The sequence below is a fragment of the Nocardia sp. NPDC050435 genome, from assembly GCF_040655395.1.
In the GTDB taxonomy this organism is placed as follows: domain Bacteria; phylum Actinomycetota; class Actinomycetes; order Mycobacteriales; family Mycobacteriaceae; genus Nocardia.
In genome coordinates, this window is record NZ_JBFAJW010000001.1 from 484983 (window position 1) to 504369 (window position 19387).

Here is a 19387-nt window from a genome sequence, read left to right on the forward strand (position 1 = left end):
ACGGCGGATCCGCTCACAGCAGCGCGGGCAGACCGGGGCTGTCGGCGAGTCGCGGCCGGGGCGCGTCGCCGGTCTGGTGGGCGCGCGGGGCCAGGGCGTCCGCGGCGGTGTGGATGCGGCGCAGCGCGGCGTCGGCGCGGGCGCGCAGGGCGTGCGCGGTGTCGGCGCGGCCGGTGAGCTCGGCGAGATCGGCGAGCAGGGCGTCGACCGGACCGAAATAGGCCGCGCCGGTGTGGAATCCGAGCAGCGTGCCGGAGTAGGGGAGCAGGGCTTCGAACAGTTCGGCGGCCGCCTCGACCTCGCCCAGGGCCACGGCGGCTGTGGCGCGGAAGGCGCACATCAGCGGGCGGTGCACGTCGCGCCGTACGACGGGATGCGCGTGGAACAGGGTGCGCGCCTGTGCTTCGTCGCCACCGTGCAGCAGGCTCACGATATAGAGCTGCGCCACCCGGTCCGGGGCGGTGTCGTAGAGGGTCTTCAGCCGGTCCAGCAGGCCGGAGAGGTCGCCGCGAGCCCAGCCCAGGGTGAGCGCGCCGACCATGCGGATCACCTCGGTGTTCGCGACGCCGGCCTCGGTCATCCGGGCGGCGAACCGCTGATACGCGCGCTCGGCCTCGGCCAGATCGCCGCGCAGAACCTCCACCACCGCGCCGAAGGCCAGCAGCACGTCGGGCAGCGGACTCGGATGGCCGTAGGGCGCGCACTCCTGCGCGGCGGCCGAATGCCGGTTCGCGGCGGCCAGGTCGGCGTCGCGGCAGGCCGCCAGGAAGCGCAGATAGTGCGCCAGCGCCTGATAGTCGCGCAGCCCGGCGGTGCGGGCGACGTCGAGCAGTTCCGCGGCGATCGCGCGCAGGCTCGCCGCGGCGCCGGGTTCGGCGACCGTGTTCGCCACGGCATTGAGTGCGGCGCACAGCAACTCGGCGTCGGCGGCGCCGCGCGCCAGGCGCAGCGCCTCCGCGGCGCGCTCGCGCATCGGCGGAATCGCGTCCGCGGTCTCGATGGCGAGGGTGATCAGCAGCGAGGTCCGCTCGGTCACCGAATCGGTGCGGGCCAGAGCGGCTTCCAGGGCTTCGAGCAGGTGCGCGTCGGTCCGGCACCAGTCCTGGGCGACCCAGATGGTCGGGGTGATCCGGCAGGTCAGCGCCCGCACCATCAGCATTTTGTCGTCCAGCTCCTCGGCCAGGCCGAGCGCGCGTTTGCGCACGACCCGGGCATGCAGGGCGTGCCCGTCCTGGGTCAGCGCGTCGGCGAAGGCGCGCAGCGTCTCGAACAGGGCCAGCCGATCGTCCGGCTCGGCGGTGCGGGCGGAATGCCCTGCCAGTTCGTGTAATTCGACCGCGCTGCGCCACAGGCCGACCGGGTGGATGCCCAGGCGTTCGTGGCCGCGCGCGACCGCGACCACGTGGCGCAGCGCGTGCGTGGCCGTCGTCCGGGTCGCGCCGCGGGCGGCGTGATGCGCGAGCAGTTCCGCGTACCCGAGGTCGGGGGAGCATGCGTCGACTCGCGCCTCCAGGAATTCCAGCGCGCTCCAGTGCATGCGCACGCGGCGCAGCGGCGAGATGCTGTTGTACACGGTGTCCTGTACCAGCGCCTGGTTCAAGACGATCCGCTCCCGGTGGTCGAACCCGGCCAGGCGCGCCGCCACGGCGGAGTCGATCAGATCGACGAGCGTCTCCTCGGCGACGCCGCACAGTCCGAGCAGGGTGTCGAAATCGATCTCCCGGCCCCACACCGCGATGTACTGGAGCACGGTCAGCATGCCCTCGGGCAGCTGGTCGATCCGGTCGATCAGCACCGCGCGGATGTTCTCGGGCAGTCCGCGCGAATCTCCGCGCGCCGCGATCCGTTTGGACAGTTCCCGGACGAAGAAGGGATTGCCGCCTGTGCGTTCGTGCAGCGTCTGCAACGCGGCCAGGTCGATGGTCGTGAGACCGGCGTCCTGGGCGATCTTGCGGGTGCCCGCCAGGTCCAGGCCCGCCAGGACGATCCGCTCGGTCATCCGATCGGCCAGCGCCGCCTCCGCCGCGCGCAGCGCCGGTGACCGCTCGTGGTCGCGCACCGTCACCAGCACGAGCACGGACTCCTGCTGGAGCCAGTTCGTCAACTGCCGCAGCACCTGCAGCGTCGCGTCGTCGGCGCGGTGCGCGTCCTCCAGGACCAGGGCCACCGGGCCGGTCGCGAGCAGTTCGCGGCAGCGTTCGGTCACCGCGCGCACGATCGTGAACGGGTCGATGTGGCCGGTGGTTTCCGACAGCGCCGGCGCGCCGCCGAGGGCGGCGAGAATCTCGGTCCAGGCCCAGGCGGGCGGCGCGCCGTCGACCTCGGGGCAGCGGCCGATGGCGGTGGTCCAGCCCGCGGCGGCCAGATGCGCGGCGACGAAACTCGTGAGCGTCGTCTTGCCCGCGCCGGCGGCGCCGGCCAGCCAGGTCAGCCGCAGTCCGGAGCGGCGAGCCTCGGTCGCGATGGCGGACAGGGCCGCTCGCTGTCGCGGATAGAAGGTCGGTTCGGCCTCGGCGGGCAGTGGGCGCGGGCGCGGCTCGTCGGCGGGCGCGGGCACCACGATCGGCGTCGTCGCGTGCTCGCCCACGTGCTCGGGCTCGACGCTCTGTTTCAGGATCGCCGTTTCGAGATCGGCCAGCCGGGGCCCGGGATCGATGCCGAATTCCGAGCGCAGGTATTCGCGCGCCCTGCGCACGGTGGCCAGGGCCTCCACCTGTTGTCCGAGCCGATACTGCGCCGCGGCCAGCAAACGCGCGCTTTCTTCGCGTCCGGGGTGTTCTTCTACCTGCTGACGCAACACGGTAACGACCTCACCGAGGCGGCCCAGTTCCAGTGCCGCTTCGGCGCGCATCTCGGTCGCGCTCACCCGTAAATCGGTCAGGCGGGAAACCTCCGCCGTGGCCCACGAAGCGCTGGAAAAGGATTCGAATGCCGCACCGTGCCAGCAATTCAGCGCCTCGTCGAGCAGCCGGTACCGTTCCAGCGGCCCGGGCCGATCCGCGGGATTGTGCATCCGCTGTTCGTACTGGCGCATCTGTGCTTCGAAACGCCATGCGTCCACACTCGCGGCCGCCAGCCGCAGCGCGTATCCGCCGCCCTCGGACACCAGAATTCGTGCGGCGCCGCGCGGTCTTCGCGCGGGTTCGAGCACCCGCCGCAAATTGTGGATCTGCACCTGCAACACGCTCGGCGCGTGCGACGGCGGATCGCCTTCCCACACATCCTCTACCAGGCGATCGCTGCCGATCGCCTGCCCACCGGCCAGCACCAATCGCCCGAGGACCGCTCGTTGGCGACCGGCGCCGATCCGAGCGGTGCGACCGCCGAGCGAAACCTGTAGCGGGCCGAACACCTGAACCTGTGGTTCCGTCATGACACGACGTCCCTCCAACCGTCGGGAAATCAACACCATCAAATTGAACTGAAGAACGCCCGGTAAATTACCCGCAAAAAACCCGTTCGACAAACTGAAACGACTGTGACGTATCTAGCAAACCCGTTGTCGGACAACGGTATCCGCTCCTTCAGGCCGGGATCTCGGCAAAACCGCAGAGCGCGCAGACGCGGTCGGGGCAATCCGATTGCAGGACCCGCCAGCACTTCAGGCAGCGTGGCGGACGGGCTTGTTTCACCGCGATGTTCCGCAATAACGCGGCGCCCTCGCGGTCGGCGTCCAGCCATACGCCGGCGACGATCCCGCGGCGCTGGGTTATCTGTAGCGCGTGTGCCGCGCAGTCGGTGACGACGGGACAGCGCCGGCAGTAGGCCAGGGCCTGTCTCGGATCGCCTTTCGGTGGTACGGCGGGATGAAAGATGCCGGGCGCGGCGCCCTGGCACGCGGCCCGCTGTCGCCAGTTCACGCGAACTACCTCCTCGTCCGAATTTCGGATTCAAGTACCGGGAACGCCGCTACTGTATTCACGGCACCGGCGGGTTCCGCAACTCTCGAGAATTACGAAAAGATATCGAATTCGGCGGGAAGTCGCGCGGAAGATAATTGAAAGAAGAATGGAAGTGCGGTGTCGGATAATTGTCGAAACGCAATTCTTCGACCTCTAGGAGTGCAGCCGATGCCCACACCGCCGACCCTCGAATCCGGACCGAAGACCTCCGTCGCGCACGCGACGACCACCGCCTGCGGAGCATCGATCCTGGTCGCCCTGCTCGGGCCCGTGGCGCCGGGGGACACGGCCTTCGGCTGCGAACCCCGCCTGCCCGGGCTGTATCTGGATCGCGACGGCGATATCTGGCACCGGTCCGACGCGGGCTGGCGGCTGTGCCGGCAGCGCGGCGCCGCCGTCGAGGACGCGTCGATCTGGGAGTGGCTGGACGGTCATGTGCGCGATTACGCGCCCTTTGTTCTGATCACAACGGAGTGATCGGCGCCGCGCTCCGGCCGGGGTATTCCGAACCCGGCCGGAGCGCGCGTGGGGCACGCTCCGGAATTTCGCTCGAAGCATTCCGGAAGTGTCCTGCCGGAAAATGTCCGGGCCGATCGCGGGAATAGAGGGAAGCCGATGACCACAGAGTCGAAATTGTCCGGGACCGAAATACCGACTTTCGCGTTCACCCCGCTCGCGCGGCCCGAGCTGTATCGCCGGCTGGACGCCGCCGTCGCCACGGCGCGCGGTCACGCGGTGCTGATCTCGGCGCCGGCCGGCAGCGGGAAAACCGTGCTGATCGCCGATTGGCTCGGCAACCACCGGTACTCCGCGCAGCCGCGTCTGGATGTCCGGTGGCTGACGGTGACCGGTCGCAACGCCGGGGCCGCCGCGCTGCGCGCCGCGCTCGAGCCGCGGGCGCGGCCGCCGGCTCTGCTGGTCATCGACAACGCGCACCTGATCACCGAACCGCCCGCCCTGGCCTACCTGGAATACCTGCTCACGCACCTGCCCGCCTCGACCACCGCGGTGATCTCGGCCCGCTTCGCGCCGCCGCTGCGGTGGCACGCGGTGGAGTTGTCCGGGCTCGTAACCTGTTTGAGCGCGGCGGATCTCGCGTTCTCCGGCGCGCGGGTGCGGGAGCTGTGCGCGGAACACGGCTGCCTGCTCACCGACACCGAACTCGACGCGGTGCTGAACCTGACGCACGGCTGGCCGGCGCTGGTCCGGATCGCGGCGGCCCGGCTCGCCGCGCACCCCGATCGCCGGACCGCGCTGGCCGAGCTGGCGGGCACCCCGCCCGCGGTCGCGGATTTCCTGCTCGCCGAATTCGTGGACGAATTACCCGGCCAGGTCCGACGATTCGTCGTCGACACGAGCGTTCCCGAGACCTTTACCGCCGCCCTGGCCGAACAGCTCACCGAACTCGACGCGCACCAGATGCTGGACGGCCTGCTGCGGATCAACTTCCCGGTGACGCACCTGGCGCGCGACGGGGAGCTCTGGTTCCGCTACCACCCGATGCTGCGCGCCCAGCTGCTGGCCGAATCGCGCTACGGCGCCGGTCATTTCGAGGTGCACCGGCGCACGGCCGACTGGTTCGCGGCGATGGACATGCCGCTGGCCGCGCTGCCGCACGTGCTGGCGGGCACGGCCGCCGAGCAGCAGTGCTTCCTGCGCGAGCAGGCGCTGCGCGTGGTACTCGACGGCGGCGGGCCACAGTTGTTCCAGCAGTTCGAGCAGGCCGGCCGGCTGCCGGCCGACGACCCCTACCTGTGGGTGCTGCGCGCGATCGACGCGCTCGAACGGCGCGAGGCCGCGGCCGCGGCGACCCACCTGGATCTGGTGCGCGAGCGCACGCCGGACGTCGAGACGATCGCGCCGCTCGACCGGCTGGCTCCGCTGATCCTGGCCGCGACCGTGGCCACCGCGGTCGCCACCGGCACCGGGCTCACCGAAATCGCGCTGCCCGAACCACTTCCGGTCACCGGCCAGGCCGAGATCGACGCCTACGTCGCGATCGAAGTGGCCGCGGTTCTGCTGGCACGCGGCGAGGCGCGCGGCGCCAGACGGCAACTGCGGCGCGGCCTGGCGCTGGCCAAATGCGCCGGGCACCACCGCTTGGTGCTGCGCGCCACCGCGCGCCTCGCGCTCACCGTCGGTGTGCTGGGCGGGGTCTCGGTGGCGCGCGACATCGCCGACCGGGCGGTGCGGCTCGCCCACGCCCGGCAACTCGGCGAGTCGGCCGACGCCGTCGCGGCCCAGAGCGTGTCGTCGTATATCGGTTATCTCCGGGGCGATCACGGCGCGGCGCAGGCCGAGCCGCGCTGCGCGGCAGTTGTCACACAGCTGCGGCGGTACTGGTCGGTCGAGGACAAGTACGCCGCGGCGGTGTCGTTGCGCGCGAGCCTGGAGGCGCTGCTGCGACGGGCCCGCGCGCTGCCCGCGGTGACGGGGTTGCTGCTGCCCCAGGTGGTGCGCGTCCTGCTCGAGGTGAACGACGCGCACACGCTGCGGCCGCTGATCGATCGGGCCGAGGAGACGCTCGGCGCGCAACCGGGCATCGCGCTGGCCCGCGCGACGGTCGCCGCGCACGCGGAGCAGCCGAAAACCGTTCTGGAGCTGGTGGAACCGGTGCTCGCGCGCGACGCGGCGCATCCGGTGCACACCGTCACCGCCCTGCTGCTGACCGCCGCGGCGCAGGCCGCGCTGACGAATCCGCTGCCGGCCAAGGCCGCGGTCGAGTTGGCGCTGTGGGCCGCCGCGCCGGATCGGCTCGTGCGGCCGTTCCTGGAGATCCCCGGCGTGCTCGCGTTGCTCGACGCGCACGGCGGCACGTTCGGCAGGTACAGCGGATTCGCCGAGGAGATCCGGCGGCACCCCGCGGTCCGGCGCGGTGCCGCGCCGCCGCGCCTGACCGTCACCGAGCGCACGGTGCTCGCGCAGTTGCCCTCCGGGCGGACCACGCAGCAGATCGCGGAGGGCCTCGGTGTGTCGATCAATACCGTGAAGACGCATCTGCGCGGGATCTACGCCAAGCTCGGGACCACCTCCCGGGCGGAGACGCTCGTCGCCGCCCGTCGGGTCGGCCTGCTCTGAGACGCCCGGATCAGACCCGGTCGGGCCGCCAGGTGGCGACGGCCCAGATCACCACCACATCGAGCACGATGATCAGGATCGACCAGGCCGGATAGTAGGGGAGGGAGAGGAAATTGCCGATGATCGACAGCGCGGCGAGGAAGATCGCCGCCGCCCGCGCCCAGGTCGCCCCGTAGAGCAAGCCGATCGCGCAGAGCGACAGCAGGATTCCGAGCCCGGTGTGCGTCCAGCCCCACGCGGTCGTGTCGAACCGGTAGATGTACTCGAATCCGGCCACATAGAGCTGATCGGCGGCGATCGCCGAAATGCCTTGCAGGATGGAGATCACGCCGACGGTGAGCAGCAGGATCGCCGCCGCGATCGAGGTGCCGGCCGCGGCGGCGCGCCGCCCCGGGTGCTCGATGTCCGACTCGTGTGTCATGGATCGCCCCTTCCGGAATGGATTGCTGGACTTCCCCGAATCTGCTCCCTCCGGCTCGGCCGCACTTCCCCCGCCGGGGGTGAGTTCGCCGAACGGCGCGGCCGCACCTGTCGCGGACATCGCCGGGCAGCGCGAGCGTGATGGCCGGTATCACAGAAACTAAGCAACTAAATTGATCAACTTGGTTGTATAGTTTTCGGCATGCCCGATTCCTCTACTGCCCGTGAGCTGGGCGAAGCCCTGCATCCGATTCTGCGGCGACTGTTGAGCGGCCGGACCATCTCGGTCGGCAAGCTCGGCATCCTGGGGTATCTGGACCGGCAGGGGCGGGCCACCGCGACCACGCTGGCGGCGGCGCAGCACGTCAGCCCGCAGGCGATCGCGACCGCGGTCCGGGAACTCGAGGCGCTCGGCCTGGTCGAGCGCACGCCGGACAGCGAGGATCGCCGCAAGGCGTGGATCGAACTCACCGCGCTCGGGCGGGTCCGCCTCCGCGCGGAGCGCGCCGCGAGCCTGGACTGGCTGGAAAACGCTGTCGCCGAACGTCTTACCGACGACGAACGGGCGCTGCTGGACCGTGCCGTGCCGGCCCTGCGCAAGCTGGCGGGCACGGAGCCGCTCGCATGAGCGCCGCACCGCGCCTGACCCCGGTCCTGGTCTACACGGCGCTCACCGCCGCCATCGTCAGCTCGCTCGGCATGCTGCTGGTGCCGGCGATCGCCCACGACATGCACGTCGAGGTCAGCGCCGCGCAGTGGACGCTCACGGTGAACCTGCTGGTCGGCGCCGTGATGACGCCGATCATGGGCAGACTCAGCGACGGACCGCACAAGAAGCGGCTGCTGCTGTGGTCGCTGTCGATCATTCTGCTCGGTTCGGTCGTCGCGGCCACCGCGCCGAACTTCGTGATCTTCCTGATCGGCCGCGCCCTGCAGGGGCTCAGCTACGGCATCGTCCCGGTGACGATCGCGCTGGCCCGCCGCTACCTGCCCGCCGCCGAGGTGCGCGGCGGCATCTCGGCGCTGTCGGTGACGGTCGCCAGCGGTCTCGGCCTGGGCTACCCGCTCACCGGCATCCTCGCCGACGTGCTCGGTTACCGGTTCGCCTTCTGGGCCGCTGCCCTGTTCCTGCTCTCGACCGTGCTGATCGTCTGGTTCCGGGTGCCCGACGGGCCGGACGAGCAGGCCCCGCGGCTGCCGTTCGATCTGCGCGGCGCGCTCCTGATCGGCACGGGCCTGGCGGGCGTGCTGCTCGTCGCGGGCGAGGGCGCACGCTGGGGCTGGGGCTCGCCGTGGACGATCGGCCTGCTGGTGGTCTCGGTCGCGCTGCTGATCATCTGGGCCCTGGTGGAACTGGGCACCCCGCACGCGCTGGTGAATTTGCGCACGCTGCGCACGGGCGACGTGCTCGTCGCCAACGGCACCGCCATCGGCCTCGGTGCGGCGATGTACGCCTGCTTGTCGATCACCAGCCTGATCGCCCAGGCGCCGACGAGCACCGGTTACGGCGTGGGGCTGCCGCTGTTCTGGGCCGGGTTCGTCATGCTGCCCCTGTCGATCGGCAGTTTCGCGGCCAACCGGGTGGTGCGCCGGATCGCGGCGCGTATTCCGATGCGCGCCTTGCTGATTCCCGGGTCCGCCCTGGTGGCCGGCTCCGGTCTGGTGCTGTGGCTGGCGCACGACGAACTGTGGGAGATCCTGATCGGCATGTTCGGCGTCGGCGCGGGCATCGGCACCACCTATGCCGCCATGCCCGCGCTGATCGCCCGCAGCGTCGCCGACGCCGAACTGGGCAGCGCGGTGAGTTTCAACCAGGTGCTGCGCACCGTCGGCGGCTCCTTCGGCAGCGCCATGTCCGGCGCGGTGCTAGCCGCGCATCCCGCCGCCACCGGGTACCCGTCCGACTCGGGCATCGAAATCGGTCTCGCGGTGGGCGCCGCGGGGTGCAGCACGGTGCTCGCCGTACTCGTGATCACCCATGTGCTGACCCGGGACAAGCCGGGCAGCGAGCAGCCCGCCGCACCGGTCGCCGCCGGTCGCTGACCTCAATCCCGCAGGGCGCGCCCGGTTTTGGAAGCCGAACAGGCGGCCAGCGCCTCGGGCGTCCCGGCGAAGACGAGCTGCCCGCCGTGCCGTCCGGGCCCCGGCCCGAGATCGATGACGTGGTCGGCCTGCCGGATGACATCGAGGTTGTGTTCGATGACGACCACCGTGTTCCCCTGATCGACCAGCGTGCCGAGCACACCCAGCAGGGTGTCGATGTCGGACAGATGCAGGCCGGTGGTGGGCTCGTCGAGGACGTAGAGGGTGTGCTCGCCGCGGCGGCCGAGTTCCTTGGCGATCTTCAGGCGCTGGCATTCGCCGCCGGAGAGCGTGGTCAGCGCCTGGCCCAGGCGCAGGTATCCGAGGCCGACCTCGGTGAGCCGGCGCAGCGGCCGGGTGATCGCGGCCTCGGGCAGCCGGGCGGCGGCGTCGGCGATGGTGAGGTCGTCGATGTCGGCGATGCTCAGGCCATCGACGGTGTAGCGCAGCACCTCGGGGGTGAACCGTCGTCCGGCACAGGTTTCGCAGACCGTTTCCTGCCCTTCCATGAACGCCAGATCGGTGTAGATGACGCCGAGTCCCTTGCAGGCCGGGCAGGCCCCGGCCGAATTCGCGCTGAACAGCGTCGGCCGCACGTCGTTGCGGGCGGCGAAGAGCCGGCGCACGGCGGGGGCGATGCCGGTGTAGGTGATCGGCGTCGAACGCCGGTTGGTGGTGACCGGGCGCTGGTCGACCAGGGTGGCCGGGTGCTGGTCCAGCAATTCGGCCACCAGGCTGGACTTTCCGGAGCCGGCGACGCCGGTGAGCACGGTGAGCACGCCGGTGGGGAAGTCGACGGTGAGTCCGCGCAGATTGTTGCGGGTGGCGTTGTCGACCCGCAGCTTGCCCGCGGGCGTGCGGTGCGGGCGCGGTTCGGGGCGGCGGCGCAGGCCGTGCCCGGTCGGGGTGTCGGCGGCCCGCAACTCGGCGAACGAGCCCTCGAACACGACCGCGCCGCCCGCGGTGCCGGCCCCGGGCCCGATCTCCACCACGCGGTCCGCGTGCCGCATCACATCGGGGTCGTGTTCGACCACCAGCACGGTATTGCCCTTGTCCCGCAACTGTTTCAGCAGTTCGGTCAGCGAGTGCACGTCGTGCGGGTGCAGGCCCATCGTGGGCTCGTCGAAGACGTAGAGCATTTCGACCAGGCTGCTGCCCAGGTGCCGCACCGTCTTCAGCCGCTGTGACTCGCCGCCGGACAGGGTGCCGGTGGGCCGGGCCAGCGACAGGTAGCCCAGGCCGATGGTGGTGAGCGCGGACAGCCGCTCGCGCAGCGCCGCCACCACGGGCGCCACGTTCGCCTCGGTGACCGCAGCCAGCACCTCGGCGAGTTCGGCGATTTCCAGGGCGCTCAGCTCGGTGATGGTGTGCCCGAGCACCCGCGCGGCGCGGGCCGCGGCGTGCAACCGCTCGCCGTGGCAGTCCGGGCATTCGCGGGTCTCGGTGAATTGCCGCAGCACCGCCTGTTTGCGGTCGGAGATGGTGTCGGCGGTGTGCAGGTAGATCCGTTCGAAGCGTTCGACGACGCCCTCATAGTCCCGCGGCGGCCGGGTGCCCAGCCGCGCCGCCGCGGCGCCGCCGAAGAGCAGCGCCTCGCGTTCGGCCGCGGTCCACTCCCGCAGCGGGGTGTCGGCGTCGAAGGACCCGATGTCGGCGTACTGCCGGTACCAGTACTGGCCGTTGCCGAAGCCCGGCAGTCGCACCGCGCCCGCGCGCAGCGACTTGTCCAGGTCCAGCACGCGGTCCACGGCGGTGGTCATGATCTCGCCCAATCCCGAACAGGCGGGGCACATTCCGGCCGGATCGTTGAACGAGAAGTGGTTGGACTCCCCGACGTGCGGCGTGCTGATCCGCGAGAACAGCAGGCGCAGATAGCTGTAGGCGTCGGTACTGGTGCCGACGGTGGAGCGCGCGTTGCTGCCCAGCCGCCGCTGATCGATGACCACCACCGGCGAGAGGCCCTCGAGGTGGTCGACCGCGGGCCGCGTCCAGCGCGGCAGCCGGTTGCGCACGAAGGGCGGATAGTTCTCGTTCACCTGATGACCGGCCTCGGCCGCGATCGTGTCGAAGACCAGCGAGGACTTGCCGGAGCCGGAGACCCCGGCGAAGACGACGAGGCTGTTGCGCGGGACGTCGAGATCGATCCGGCGCAGGTTGTTCGTGCGGGCGCCCCGGATGCGGATGCTGCGGTGCTGCTCGAAAGCGGTCATATCTCGACGCTACGAGCAGATGTGGCCGGATTCTGACCGCGATTACGGGCATGCTGGAGTCATGGCCGATGTCACCCGCCGCATGCTCGACCTGCTGGCCCAGTTGCAGACGGGCCGGCGCTTCAGCGGGCAGGAACTCGCCGCCCGCCTCGAGGTGAGCCCGCGTACCCTGCGCCGCGATGTGGAGCGGTTGCGCGAGTACGGCTATCCCGTCTCGACCCAGCCCGGGCCGAGCGGCTTCTACCGCCTCGCCGCAGGGCGCGCGCTGCCGCCACTGGTGCTGGACGACGACGAGGCCGTCGCCACCCTCGTCAGCCTGGCCCTGCTCGGCGCGACCACCCCGCGCGAGCCGCACGACGGTCCCGAGGGTTTCGCGCCCGCCGCCGATCGCGCCTTCGGCAAACTCGATCAGTTCCTGCCCGCCCGGCTGCGCCCGGCCGTGCTCGCGTTGCGCGAGACGGTGGAAACCGCGCCGCAGAACGCGCCCGCCGTCGCGCCCGAGACCCTGGCCGCCGTCGGCCGGGCGGCCGCGCGGCACGAGCACCTCACCTTCAGCTACATCAGCCGCGACGGCACCCGCTCCCGTCGCCGGGTCGAGCCCTATCGGGCGATCCACCTGCATCTGCGCTGGTATCTGCTGGCCTGGGATGTGGAGCGGGCCGACTGGCGCAGCTTCCGGCTCGATCGCGCCGAGGAGATCGCCGCTACCGCAAGCCGTTTCGCGCCGCGCCCGCTGCCCGCCCGGTCGGGTGCGGAGTACCTGCGCGAGGGGCTGAGCGTGGCGCGGCACCGCGCGGTCGTCACGGTCGAGGCCACCGCGGCGACGGTCGCGGACGTGCTGAAGTTCCAGGACTGCGAGATCGAAGCGCTCGGCGCGCGGCGCTGCCGGGTCACCACGCGGGTGGATTCGTTCGAGTGGCTGATCGTTCAGGTCGGGCTGATCGGAGCGGAGTTCGTCATCGAGGAGCCCGCCGAGTTCCGGGAGCACGCCGTGCGGCTCGCCGACCGGTTGCGCCGGGCGGGCTCGCCGGGCTGACGAAACATCCTCGGCCGCGGCTCAATCCGAGGCTCCGCCCATCTCCGCGGCCAGGTCGATGCCCCGTTCCTCGGCCAGCTGTTGCAGCTTCTGCGCCTCGTCGGTGGGAATGCACACGTAGGCGTGCAGGCCGTCGTCGTCGCGGCGCAGGATGTAGTTGTTGGTGCCGTCGGTGAGCTGGACGCCCTCGGCGTCGTAGAACAGCCAGCGGACCCGGACCAGGTAGATCGTGTCCGCGAGTTGCTGGAGACTCAGGCGTTCGTACCCCACCGAGGCCAGGCCGAGCTTCTGATAGAGCGGGTAGGACTGGGTGAGTCCCTCGGCCATCTTCGCGCGGGAATCGAGCGCGCCCGCGAAGCGGTCGTCGAGGATCATGCCCGGCGTCCCCCACAGCTCGGCGGCGGCTTGCGCGTCGTAGTGGGTGAGGGTGGCGGCGTAGCGGGTGAGGTAGTCGTCGATCTCGTGCTCGAGTTCGCTCATGCGTCCGACCCTAGACCTCCGTTTCGGGTCCCGAGACCGAAATCGCACGGTGTGCGGGCGGCCGTAGACTTGCGCCATGGCACCCGACTCCGACCGGTCGTTCGATATCAAGCCGCGCTCACGCGACGTGACCGACGGCCTCGAGAAGACGGCCGCGCGCGGCATGCTCCGCGCCGTGGGCATGGGCGACGACGACTGGGCCAAGCCGCAGATCGGCGTGGCCTCCAGCTGGAACGAGATCACCCCGTGCAATCTCTCGCTGGACAGGCTGGCCAAGGCCGTCAAGCGCGGGGTGCACGCCGGCGGCGGCTACCCGCTGGAATTCGGCACGATCTCGGTGTCGGACGGCATCTCGATGGGCCACGAGGGCATGCACTTCTCGCTGGTCAGCCGTGAGATCATCGCCGACTCGGTGGAGACGGTCATGATGGCCGAGCGGCTGGACGGCTCGGTCCTGCTGGCCGGCTGCGACAAGAGCCTGCCCGGGATGCTGATGGCCGCCGCGCGGCTCGATCTCTCCAGCGTGTTCCTCTACGCGGGGTCGACGCTGCCGGGCAATGTCGACGGCAAGGACGTCACGATCATCGACGCCTTCGAGGCCGTCGGCGCCTGCATCAAGGGCCTGATCACCCGCGAGGAGGTCGACCGGATCGAACGGGCGATCTGCCCGGGCGAGGGCGCGTGCGGCGGCATGTACACCGCCAACACCATGGCCTCGGCGGCCGAGGCGCTCGGGATGAGCCTGCCGGGCTCGGCCGCGCCGCCCGCCCCCGACCGCCGCCGCGACGAGTACGCCGAGCGTTCCGGCGAAGCCGTCGTCGAGCTGCTGCGGAGGGGCATCACGGCCCGCGACATCCTGACGCTGGAGGCGTTCGAGAACGCCATCACGGTGGTGATGGCGCTGGGCGGCTCCACCAACGCCGTGCTGCACCTGCTGGCCATCGCCCGCGAGGCCGGAGTGCCCCTGACCCTGGCCGATTTCAACCGCGTGGGCGACAAGGTCCCGCACCTGGGCGATCTGAAACCGTTCGGGCGCTACGTGATGAACGATGTCGACAAGGTCGGCGGCATTCCGGTCGTGATGAAGGCGCTGCTCGACGCGGGCCTGATGCACGGCGATGTCATGACCGTCACCGGCAAGACCATGGCCGAGAACCTGTCCGGCCTCGAGCTGAGCCTCGACGGCGATGTCATCCGGCCGCTCGATCGGCCGATCCACAAGACCGGCGGGCTGACCATCCTGCACGGCACGCTGGCCCCCGAGGGCGCGGTCGTGAAGAGCGCGGGCTTCGATTCCGATGTCTTCCGCGGCACCGCACGGGTTTTCGACGGTGAGCGCGCCGCGATGAACGCGCTCGAGGACGGCACGATCGCGGCCGGCGACGTGGTGGTCATCCGCAACGAGGGGCCCAAGGGCGGTCCCGGCATGCGCGAAATGCTGGCCATCACCGGCGCGATCAAGGGCGCCGGGCTGGGCAAGGATGTCCTGCTGCTCACCGACGGCCGATTCTCCGGCGGCACAACGGGTTTGTGCGTCGGGCATGTCGCGCCCGAGGCCGTCGACGGCGGCCCGATCGCCTTTGTCCGCGACGGTGACCCGATCACCCTCGATGTCGCCAACCGCCGCCTGGACGTCGAGATCGACGAGAGCGAACTGGCCGCGCGCAAATCCGGCTGGGAGCCGCTGCCGCCCAAGTACACCTCGGGCGTGCTCGCCAAGTACCGCAAGCTCGTCAGCTCCGCCGCGCACGGCGCCGTTACGGGCTGACCAATCGCAGAGCGGTTGCGTGCAGGGCCTTTTCGGCTTCGGCGCGGGTCATGCGGCCCGCTTCGGCTTCGGCGCGGGCGGCCCGGGTGATCGCGATGACGGTGGCCGCGAGCCACTGCGGTGTGGCGGTGCCGTCGAATTCGCCGGCGGCCTGACCGCGCCGGAGCAGGCGGAGCAGACGGTCCAGCACCGGGGGCGGAGGGTGCTGGGCCCGAGCGGTTTCGGGGGCGACGCGCTGTTTCACGGCGCGCAGGTCGACGGCGCGCCAGCTGACGTCGAGGAGCCGGAGCAGGGCGGCCGCGGCCGGGCCCGTCTCCAGGTCGGCGGCGTCGAGGGCGGCGACGGTGTCGGATTTCAGGCGGTCGGCCACGGCGGCGAAAAGTTCTTCGCGACTGGCGAAGTGGGCGTAGACGGTCTGGCGGGTCACGCCGGCCGCCTGCGCGACGGCGGCCAGGCCGCCGGGCTCGGCGCCCTCGGACAGTAGCCGGCAGGCGGCGTCCAGGATCGCCGCGCGACTGCGTTCGGCGTCGGCGCGGCGGCGCGGTTCTCGTGCGGCAGCCAAATTCTTACACCCTTGTCAAAGTTGTCCGTCGACTCTAACGTTTACAGCGCTGTAAGAATTCTAGCGCTCGCCCCAGGAGTCCTCATGCGTACCCGTCTCACCCAGGCCATCGCGATCCTCACCACCGGATTACTCGCCGGCGCTTTCGGTTACGGCGCGGCCAATATCGCGCCGACCTTCCATCGGGTGCCGTTGCAGATGCGGCTGGAGTTCCACACCCAGCTGATGCGGGCCAACAGCATCAGCATGCAGCTCACCATGGCCGCTGCGGCGCTCAGCTGCCTCGCGCTCGCGATCCTGACCCGGGAGCAAGCCCGGATGCTCGCCGGCACGGCCACCGCCCTGGTCGTGAGCTCCTTCGCCATCACCCGCCTGGGCAACGTCCCGATCAATCATCAGATCAACCGCTGGGTCGAGGCCGGCGCCCCGGAGAACTACGCGCAGATCCTCACCCGCTGGGACATCTTCCACGGAATACGCACGGGCACGGCACTTCTGGCGTTCGGTCTGATGATCGCGCTGGCGCTGTGGCAATACGGCCGCGGCGGTCAGCGCGCGGTGAGCGCGCAGGAGGTGGCCCAGAGGTCGCGCGCTTTGGCCACGTCGTAGGAGTCGGTGGAGGAGGGGATCATGCGACGCCCCGAGAAGTATTTTCCGGTGACCCCGGCCAGGGCCGGGTCCAGCACGAGCCGGGCCAGGGCCCGCCCGGACCTGCGCGGTGTGTGGACATTCAGGCCCGGCACCGCGGTGAGTGCGGGGAGCAGCCGGCGCCAGGCGAGGGCTTGGATCCCGCCGTAGTCGCGGCCGAGCCCGGTGCCCGGCATCAAACCGGGGTCGAACGCGTTCACGGTGATCGCGCCGCCGTCGAGTTGTCGCGCCAACTCGTAGGCGGTGAGCACGTTGCAGAGTTTGGCGGTGGTGTAGCGCCGGCGCCCGGTCGGGCCCGGCTTGTCCGCGCCGGCCGGGCCGGGATGGGCAAGTTCGTCGGCGGTGCGGTAGCGCGGGGCGGGCATGCCGGTCGGTTTCGCCGGATCGTGGGTATCGCTGGCGACGAGGATGATTCGCGCCGGTGCGCGCAGGCTGGGCAGCAGCTCGCGGATCAGCAGGAAGTGCCCGAGATGGTTGACCGCGAACGTGGTTTCGATCCCGTCGGTCGTCAGTGTCGTGCCGGTGACGATCTGGATTCCGGCGTTGCACACGATCGCGTGCAACGGCGGCAGGTCGTGCATGGGGAGCTCGCGGGCGAACCGGCGCACGTCGTCGAGCGAGCTCAGGTCCAGTCGCAGTCCGGTTGCCCGGTTGCCCAGAGCCGTTGTCGCGGTGCGGATCCGGTCGGCGTTCCGGCCGGTGAGCAGGACGTGCAGGTCCGGGTCGCCGGCGAGGACGGCCTCGGCGGCCCGATAGCCGAGGCTGCCGGTCCCGCCGGTGATCAGTACCGTGCGTTGCTCGTTCATCGCACCGAATCTCTCTGTGCCGGGGTTGTTTCGGTGGGTGTCGCGGTCCGGGCGCGGGCGATCGCGGCCGGGGCCAGCGCCACCAGTGCGGTCGCGAGGTCGCCGTACATCCGCACGAGATCGGCCTCGTCCGGCTCGAGTTGGGTGGCGAAGAAGCAGCCGTCGGAGAACGCGAGGGCGAAGCGGGTGAGTTCGGCGGCGGCGACGCGGGCGACCTCCGCGCCGGCGGTCACCGTCAGCACCGCGGTGATCGCCTCGGCGAAATAGGCCCGTGCCTGCTCGCGCACCTGGCGGACCAGCCCGCCGACCGTCGCGTCGGCGGCTCCGTCGAGGACCAGGAGATAGAACAGGCGCAGAAAGATCGGATGCGCGCTCACCGCCGCCGCGCCGCGGGCGATCAGCGCCTCGACCGGCTCGCTCGCGGGGGCGCTCTCGTCCCAGCGCGGCAGCGCGTCGAACCAGCGTTGCGCACCCCGGGCCATGACGGCCGCGAGAATGCCCTCCTTGCTCCCGAAATGCCAATACAGCGAGGTCGGGGCCACCTGGGCGGCCTTGCAGATCGCCGACACCGGCGTCCCCGCGTACCCCTTCGCGCTCATGAGGCGCTCGGCCGCGTCCAGGAGCTGATCCCGTGAATCAGGCGGCCCCGCAGCGGATCTCGTCGACACCCCGTCGACTGTAGGGATCGTTACATACGTCGTCAACCCGTGTGGCTGTCACTGTGAACGGCGGACGCGTCGCGGGCGATACAGGAGAGACACATTCGCTCCACGACGAGGGGGAGGTCCGCATGGACAGCTCTGCGGTGACCGCGGCCGAGACGGCGCGCGCGGTGGCCATCCGCTCGGTGCACCTCATGGCCACCGGCACGCGCGCCGAGTTCGACGCGATCATTCACCCGGACGCGACCAATCGCGAGGCCGCGGCCGAACCGCCCGACACCCGCGGCAGCGGGCCCGGCGCGTACTACGCCACCGCGCTGTGGTTGCGGGCGGCGTACTCGGATCTTCGGCACACGATCGAGGCCGCGGTCGTGGACGGGGATCTGGTCGCGCTGCACACGGTCATGCACGGGCGGCACACCGGGCCGTTCGTCGCCTACAACGCGGACGGGCAGATCGATCAGGTGTTCCCGCCGACCGGCAAGACCTTCGCGGTGACCCAGTCGCATTGGCTGCGGGTCGTGGACGGCCTGGTGCTCGAGCACTGGGCCAACCGGGACGATCTCGGGCAGGCGGTGCAACTGGGCTGGGTGCCCCCGACACCGGGCTATCTGCTGCGGATGGCGCGGGCCAAGCGGAAGGCGCAGCGGGACAGTCGAACTCGCTGAGAGGCGCGCCGACGGCCGGCGACTTCGGCAGGGGTGACGGCCTCGGCGCATGCGATACTCGAGCGCCGAGGCCGTCGCTCACGTCTCGCGGGGGAACAGCTCTACCCGGGCGAACTGCTGTGCACGGGCACCCTGCCCGGCGGCAGCGGTATGGAGCTGGGCCGCTGGCTCGTCCCGGGCGACGAACTACGGTTGGAGATCGATGGCATCGGCGTCATCGAACACCGGATCCAGGAGTAGGCGAGCACCAGTGCAGATCAATCAGGTTTCCGACTCCGTCCATGTGGTGGCGGGCACGAATGTCAACTGGGCGCTGGTGAGCGACGGGTCCGGGGTCACCGTGATCGACGCGGGCTATCCGGCCGACACCGCCGACGTGCTCGAGTCGGTCACCCGGATCGGCCACCAGCTCGGCGATATCGCGGCCGTGCTGATCACGCACGCGCACCTGGACCACATCGGTGCGGTGCCCACGCTCGTCGAACGGGTGGGCATGCCTGTCTATACCGGCGCTGAGGAGGTGCGGCATGCCAAACGTGAATACCTGCAACAGATCACGCCCGTGGGGATGGCCCGGCAACTGGGCACGCGGCGCGGGCGGGGCTGGCTGGGGCACACGCTGCGCGCGATCCGCGGGCACATCCGGATGACCGTGCCCACGGCCACGGCCGCGGACCCGGAGGTGCTGGCGGCGCTGCCGGGCGGGTTGGTCGCGCTGCCCACCCCCGGGCACACCAGTGGGCACACGGCCTACCTGCTGCCGTCGGAGGGCGTGCTGTTCTCCGGCGACGCACTGGTCACCGGGCATCCGCTGGTCGAGCGCACCGGACCGCAGGTGCTGCCCGGCGTGTTCAATCATGACGAGGCCCTGACCCGCGGCACCGCCGTGCGATTGGGTGAGCAGCCCGTGCGCACGCTGGTGCCGGGGCACGGGCTGCCGATGCGAGTCGAGGGGGACGAGCTCGTGCGCGCGCTCCGGTCGCTGTAGATGTGGCGATCTTGTGCGGTCTCAGTGAATGTTGCTGCGGGATAGGGGAGATGGGTCACGGGCGCGGTTACCGTGAG

Annotated in this window: 17 protein-coding genes and 1 pseudogene; 10 read left to right on the forward strand and 8 right to left on the reverse strand. The window is 70.8% G+C overall.

What is annotated here, in order from left to right; translation table 11 throughout:
* Positions 1-13: 13 nt before the first annotated feature.
* Complete coding sequence (locus tag AB0I43_RS02470; protein ID WP_356972655.1) at positions 14-3373, reverse strand: BTAD domain-containing putative transcriptional regulator; 3360 nt, start codon at positions 3371-3373, stop codon at positions 14-16.
* A 151-nt stretch (positions 3374-3524) separates the two neighbouring features.
* The gene (locus AB0I43_RS02475) at positions 3525-3860 is read right to left on the reverse strand and encodes a WhiB family transcriptional regulator (RefSeq protein WP_356972657.1); all 336 of its coding nucleotides are present in this window, start codon (positions 3858-3860) and stop codon (positions 3525-3527) included.
* Between the two features lie 210 nt (positions 3861-4070).
* Between AB0I43_RS02475 and AB0I43_RS02480 the strand changes: the two genes are divergently transcribed.
* Together AB0I43_RS02480 and AB0I43_RS02485 are read left to right on the forward strand one after the other, a co-directional pair.
* Positions 4071-4379, forward strand: a complete 309-nt coding sequence (locus AB0I43_RS02480; protein WP_356972659.1) for a hypothetical protein — start codon at positions 4071-4073, stop codon at positions 4377-4379.
* A gap of 138 nt (positions 4380-4517) precedes the next feature.
* Positions 4518-6980, forward strand: a complete 2463-nt coding sequence (locus AB0I43_RS02485; protein ID WP_357431091.1) for a LuxR C-terminal-related transcriptional regulator — start codon at positions 4518-4520, stop codon at positions 6978-6980.
* Between the two features lie 10 nt (positions 6981-6990).
* Here the strand turns inward: AB0I43_RS02485 and AB0I43_RS02490 are convergent, their stop codons facing one another.
* Entirely contained in the window at positions 6991-7401 is a 411-nt protein-coding gene (locus AB0I43_RS02490) for a hypothetical protein (protein ID WP_356972661.1), read from the reverse strand.
* A 201-nt stretch (positions 7402-7602) separates the two neighbouring features.
* On the opposite strand from AB0I43_RS02490, the gene AB0I43_RS02495 reads away from it, so the two are divergent.
* On the forward strand, positions 7603-8028 hold the full coding sequence (locus AB0I43_RS02495; protein ID WP_356972662.1) for a MarR family transcriptional regulator: 426 nt from the start codon (positions 7603-7605) through the stop codon (positions 8026-8028).
* The gene (locus tag AB0I43_RS02500; protein ID WP_356972663.1) at positions 8025-9443 is read left to right on the forward strand and encodes an MFS transporter; all 1419 of its coding nucleotides are present in this window, start codon (positions 8025-8027) and stop codon (positions 9441-9443) included. The genes AB0I43_RS02495 and AB0I43_RS02500 overlap by 4 nt, the downstream gene beginning before the upstream one ends.
* Before the next feature lie 2 nt (positions 9444-9445).
* Here AB0I43_RS02500 and AB0I43_RS02505 read toward each other — a convergent pair whose 3' ends face one another.
* Positions 9446-11692 carry an excinuclease ABC subunit UvrA gene (locus AB0I43_RS02505; RefSeq protein ID WP_356972665.1) on the reverse strand — a complete coding sequence of 749 codons (2247 nt, stop codon included), beginning with the start codon at positions 11690-11692 and terminating at the stop codon, positions 9446-9448.
* A 61-nt stretch (positions 11693-11753) separates the two neighbouring features.
* Between AB0I43_RS02505 and AB0I43_RS02510 the strand changes: the two genes are divergently transcribed.
* Entirely contained in the window at positions 11754-12728 is a 975-nt protein-coding gene (locus tag AB0I43_RS02510) for a YafY family protein (protein ID WP_356972666.1), read from the forward strand.
* Between the two features lie 21 nt (positions 12729-12749).
* On the opposite strand, the gene AB0I43_RS02515 is transcribed toward AB0I43_RS02510, so the two are convergent.
* On the reverse strand, positions 12750-13208 hold the full coding sequence (locus tag AB0I43_RS02515) for a hypothetical protein (RefSeq protein WP_356972667.1): 459 nt from the start codon (positions 13206-13208) through the stop codon (positions 12750-12752).
* Between the two features lie 76 nt (positions 13209-13284).
* On the opposite strand from AB0I43_RS02515, the gene ilvD reads away from it, so the two are divergent.
* Positions 13285-14976 (forward strand): dihydroxy-acid dehydratase, encoded by a 1692-nt coding sequence (ilvD, locus tag AB0I43_RS02520; protein ID WP_356972668.1) that lies wholly within the window; start codon positions 13285-13287, stop codon positions 14974-14976.
* Here ilvD and AB0I43_RS02525 read toward each other — a convergent pair.
* On the reverse strand, positions 14966-15538 hold the full coding sequence (locus tag AB0I43_RS02525) for a helix-turn-helix domain-containing protein (protein ID WP_356972669.1): 573 nt from the start codon (positions 15536-15538) through the stop codon (positions 14966-14968). The two genes, ilvD and AB0I43_RS02525, sit on opposite strands and share 11 nt — an antisense overlap.
* Positions 15539-15622: 84 nt before the next feature.
* On the opposite strand from AB0I43_RS02525, the gene AB0I43_RS02530 reads away from it, so the two are divergent.
* Positions 15623-16147, forward strand: coding sequence for a DUF1772 domain-containing protein (locus AB0I43_RS02530; protein WP_356972670.1), 525 nt, complete (start codon positions 15623-15625; stop codon positions 16145-16147).
* Here the strand turns inward: AB0I43_RS02530 and AB0I43_RS02535 are convergent.
* Together AB0I43_RS02535 and AB0I43_RS02540 are read right to left on the reverse strand one after the other, a co-directional pair.
* Entirely contained in the window at positions 16087-16992 is a 906-nt protein-coding gene (locus tag AB0I43_RS02535) for an SDR family NAD(P)-dependent oxidoreductase (protein WP_356972671.1), read from the reverse strand. The genes AB0I43_RS02530 and AB0I43_RS02535 overlap by 61 nt on opposite strands.
* A complete protein-coding gene (locus AB0I43_RS02540; protein WP_356972672.1) occupies positions 16989-17660 on the reverse strand; it encodes a TetR/AcrR family transcriptional regulator in 672 nt (223 codons plus the stop codon). Before AB0I43_RS02540 ends, AB0I43_RS02535 begins: the two co-directional genes overlap by 4 nt.
* A gap of 122 nt (positions 17661-17782) precedes the next feature.
* Here AB0I43_RS02540 and AB0I43_RS02545 point away from each other — a divergent pair, with 122 nt between their 5' ends.
* The 3 genes and pseudogenes from AB0I43_RS02545 to AB0I43_RS02555 all read left to right on the forward strand — a co-directional run bounded on the left by AB0I43_RS02545 (position 17783) and on the right by AB0I43_RS02555 (position 19310).
* A complete protein-coding gene (locus tag AB0I43_RS02545; RefSeq protein ID WP_356972674.1) occupies positions 17783-18322 on the forward strand; it encodes an ester cyclase in 540 nt (179 codons plus the stop codon).
* A gap of 49 nt (positions 18323-18371) precedes the next feature.
* A pseudogene (locus tag AB0I43_RS02550) lies at positions 18372-18562 on the forward strand (fumarylacetoacetate hydrolase family protein); the annotation flags it as partial.
* 10 nt (positions 18563-18572) lie between these two features.
* Positions 18573-19310, forward strand: coding sequence for an MBL fold metallo-hydrolase (locus AB0I43_RS02555; RefSeq protein ID WP_356972675.1), 738 nt, complete (start codon positions 18573-18575; stop codon positions 19308-19310).
* The last annotated feature ends 77 nt before the right edge of the window (positions 19311-19387 follow it).

What these genes read in the sequence shown, in the direction of transcription:
- AB0I43_RS02505 (WP_356972665.1), bottom strand. Translation starts at nt 11,692, where the DNA reads ATGACCGCTTTCGAGCAGCACCGCAGCATCCGCATCCGGGGCGCCCGC.
- AB0I43_RS02545 (WP_356972674.1), top strand. Translation starts at nt 17,783, where the DNA reads ATGGACAGCTCTGCGGTGACCGCGGCCGAGACGGCGCGCGCGGTGGCC.
- ilvD (WP_356972668.1), top strand. Translation starts at nt 13,285, where the DNA reads ATGGCACCCGACTCCGACCGGTCGTTCGATATCAAGCCGCGCTCACGC.
- AB0I43_RS02535 (WP_356972671.1), bottom strand. Translation starts at nt 16,992, where the DNA reads ATGAACGAGCAACGCACGGTACTGATCACCGGCGGGACCGGCAGCCTC.
- AB0I43_RS02485 (WP_357431091.1), top strand. Translation starts at nt 4,518, where the DNA reads ATGACCACAGAGTCGAAATTGTCCGGGACCGAAATACCGACTTTCGCG.
- AB0I43_RS02530 (WP_356972670.1), top strand. Translation starts at nt 15,623, where the DNA reads ATGCGTACCCGTCTCACCCAGGCCATCGCGATCCTCACCACCGGATTA.
- AB0I43_RS02470 (WP_356972655.1), bottom strand. Translation starts at nt 3,373, where the DNA reads ATGACGGAACCACAGGTTCAGGTGTTCGGCCCGCTACAGGTTTCGCTC.
- AB0I43_RS02495 (WP_356972662.1), top strand. Translation starts at nt 7,603, where the DNA reads ATGCCCGATTCCTCTACTGCCCGTGAGCTGGGCGAAGCCCTGCATCCG.
- AB0I43_RS02480 (WP_356972659.1), top strand. Translation starts at nt 4,071, where the DNA reads ATGCCCACACCGCCGACCCTCGAATCCGGACCGAAGACCTCCGTCGCG.
- AB0I43_RS02515 (WP_356972667.1), bottom strand. Translation starts at nt 13,208, where the DNA reads ATGAGCGAACTCGAGCACGAGATCGACGACTACCTCACCCGCTACGCC.
- AB0I43_RS02490 (WP_356972661.1), bottom strand. Translation starts at nt 7,401, where the DNA reads ATGACACACGAGTCGGACATCGAGCACCCGGGGCGGCGCGCCGCCGCG.
- AB0I43_RS02500 (WP_356972663.1), top strand. Translation starts at nt 8,025, where the DNA reads ATGAGCGCCGCACCGCGCCTGACCCCGGTCCTGGTCTACACGGCGCTC.
- AB0I43_RS02510 (WP_356972666.1), top strand. Translation starts at nt 11,754, where the DNA reads ATGGCCGATGTCACCCGCCGCATGCTCGACCTGCTGGCCCAGTTGCAG.